This window comes from Vulcaniibacterium gelatinicum, from assembly GCF_008033445.1.
In the GTDB taxonomy this organism is placed as follows: domain Bacteria; phylum Pseudomonadota; class Gammaproteobacteria; order Xanthomonadales; family Xanthomonadaceae; genus Vulcaniibacterium_B; species Vulcaniibacterium_B gelatinicum.
The window spans coordinates 1-2,285 of record NZ_VNKO01000035.1; the positions used below are offsets into that span (position 1 = coordinate 1).

General features: G+C 63.6%; 2 protein-coding genes. Both read right to left on the reverse strand.

Translation table 11 applies throughout. The annotated features are described in order from the left end of the window. On the reverse strand, nucleotides 1-998 hold a 998-nt coding region (locus FPV26_RS12510; protein WP_147654204.1), incomplete at its 3' end, for a peptidoglycan-binding domain-containing protein. Between the two features lie 40 nt (nucleotides 999-1,038). Continuing rightward, complete coding sequence (locus FPV26_RS12515) at nucleotides 1,039-1,671, reverse strand: lysozyme inhibitor LprI family protein (RefSeq protein WP_181952663.1); 633 nt, start codon at nucleotides 1,669-1,671, stop codon at nucleotides 1,039-1,041. Between the last annotated feature and the right edge of the window lie 614 nt (nucleotides 1,672-2,285).

Genomic DNA, 2,285 nt, shown 5'->3' on the forward strand with positions numbered 1-2,285 from the left:
TGCGCCGGATCGCGGAAGTCGGCAGCCCCCGGCGTTTGCGCCGCCGGCGGCGCTGCCTGCGCCAGCCGCGACTCCGCCGCGCGCAACGCCGCCAGCGTCTCCCGCCCCACCACCCCGTCCACCCTCAACCCCTGCGCGCGCTGGAACGCCTCCACCGCCTCGCGCGTGCGGGGGCCGAAATGGCCGTCCTCGCGCAGGGGGTTGCCGGCGGTGCTTGTCACACCAATTTCATTGAGACTTTCCTGCAGCCTGCGCACGACTTGACCACGATCACCTTGCCGCAGAGGACGCCCAGAAAAAGATGGCTCCACAAGCGCGGAATTGAGCGCCTCGGCGTTTCGCATTCCGGCAATTTCTTCCAATGTGGCCAGCCGAAGCAGATCGACCTTTTCGGCATGGGCCCGTTTGAGCAGCCCAGGCCACCACGAGGGAGAACTCCTGAACAACCTTTCGTTATGGGCGATCTTGTAATCCTGCACCGCTTCGACGATGTCCCTGTCGGACAAGCTCGACAGATCGCGACCCTGACCGAACCTTTCTTCAATCCCTTTTCTGAAGATCGTCGGGGTGAGATTCCGGAACTGAACCGCAGTGCTCCAGAGTGCATCGTGGACTGATCGCCCACGCCCATCGAGATCGATGCCAGTCGCCTTCAGGCGCTGACGCTGCCTCTCGTAATGCGTCCTACCGATGAAATCATGCTGGTCTTGCGCGAACCCCGGATCCGTTCTTGCCAGCTCTCGCCACACCGCATCGAACTCCGGCGTCGAAGGTTGCAGGCCAGCGAAACGGTGCGCGTATTTCGACTGGCTCAGATATTCACGCAACGTCCCCGTCTTCGTGGAGAGCTGGTAGGTCCCGTAAGACACGCCCCCATGATCACCCCTCCCCGTCGAGATCACGCCGGGGCCGCGACCGCCGGACTCGTAGCGCTCAGAAGTCCTCCCGAGCCTCCATTGCTCCAGTTCCATCAGCGCCGACTCCTTGTCCTTCACCATTTCCGCTCACTCCTTCGACAGATCCATGTCGCTCTTGGCGCTAATTCTTTTGCGTATGCAATGCGCCAATCCTGCGCTCGATCTCCGCCGCTCTTGCCGAGGTCCAGTTCAGCTCGCACGACTTGGCGTCAATCAACTGCCCTTGCCCCTCCGTTTCTGGATCCCAGGCGCACTCCTTGTCGCGTCGCGCGATCCATTCACCATGCTCTTTCTCGAGCCGGATCGCGGCTTCCTCCTGCAGCATGGACTGCAATTTTCGATAGCCTGCGTCAAGCCTGGAGTCCTGATACTCGAACTCCTCCGCAATGCAATCCAGGATTTCTGGCGTCGCGCCGGTGCTGGCATCAGCACACGCCAGATACGACTGTCGGAACCCCTCGCCCTCGACGATCGGTTCCGGTCTTTCCGGCGCCCCATCCCAAGATGCTGCGGCATCCACCACGGTCGCCACATCCCTGTCGCTTCCGCCGTCAGGTCCGGAGCCATTCGCGACCATCTGCGCGACCTCCGGGGAAGGGGCTGGCCGGGGTATTGCACCCGCAGACTCACCTGTCGGTGTAGCCACCGGGTTGCCGTCTGCTGCTTCCCTATCGCACCCCGCCAACAACAATACGACCACCACGACGACACAACGAAGCAAACAAGCTTGTTTGATCACGTCAGATCTGCTCACTTGGCAATTCTCTCTCTTCCTGAATATCGGCGTTGTCCGGGTTCTCCATGGCCTGGCCTGCGCCCCGCATGCATCGAACATCTGATCGCAGCGTCCATCCACTGCCGATGGCTTCCCGACCCAGGACTTCGTCGCAAACAGCTCGCCGCACGCCATCGCCAGATCGGCGAATGTGCGGTTGTGCACATGGCAACCGGTCGCAGCATCGGATAGGCACAGGCCCTGGCAAGGCCCTCCGCGCGATCCTTCCCACCCACCCTGTCTTGATCTGCAGGTCTTTCCGGCCGTCGCAATTGCCGCCCGAGCACGCAAACGGCCGACCTTTGCGAGTGAATGAGAGCTGCGCCCTTGCGGCTCCGCCTGGCAGGTGAGCGCACGCGCGGCCCACGCCGGCGGCGGGCGTCTGGCGCGACGGTCCGGGCCGGATGGCGGATATTGGTGACATCTCCACTCCCTGGAGCGCAGACAGGCATCCCTGTACGCCCGCAGTCTGCCACACCCGCCCCGCGACCTGCCTCCCGCCCGACCATGACCTTCGGCCCGCCCGCTCGCGCCGGGGGCTGCTACGCTGCGCGGTCGTCGTCCGTGCCCGGGGGAATCGTCCGATGCGTCGT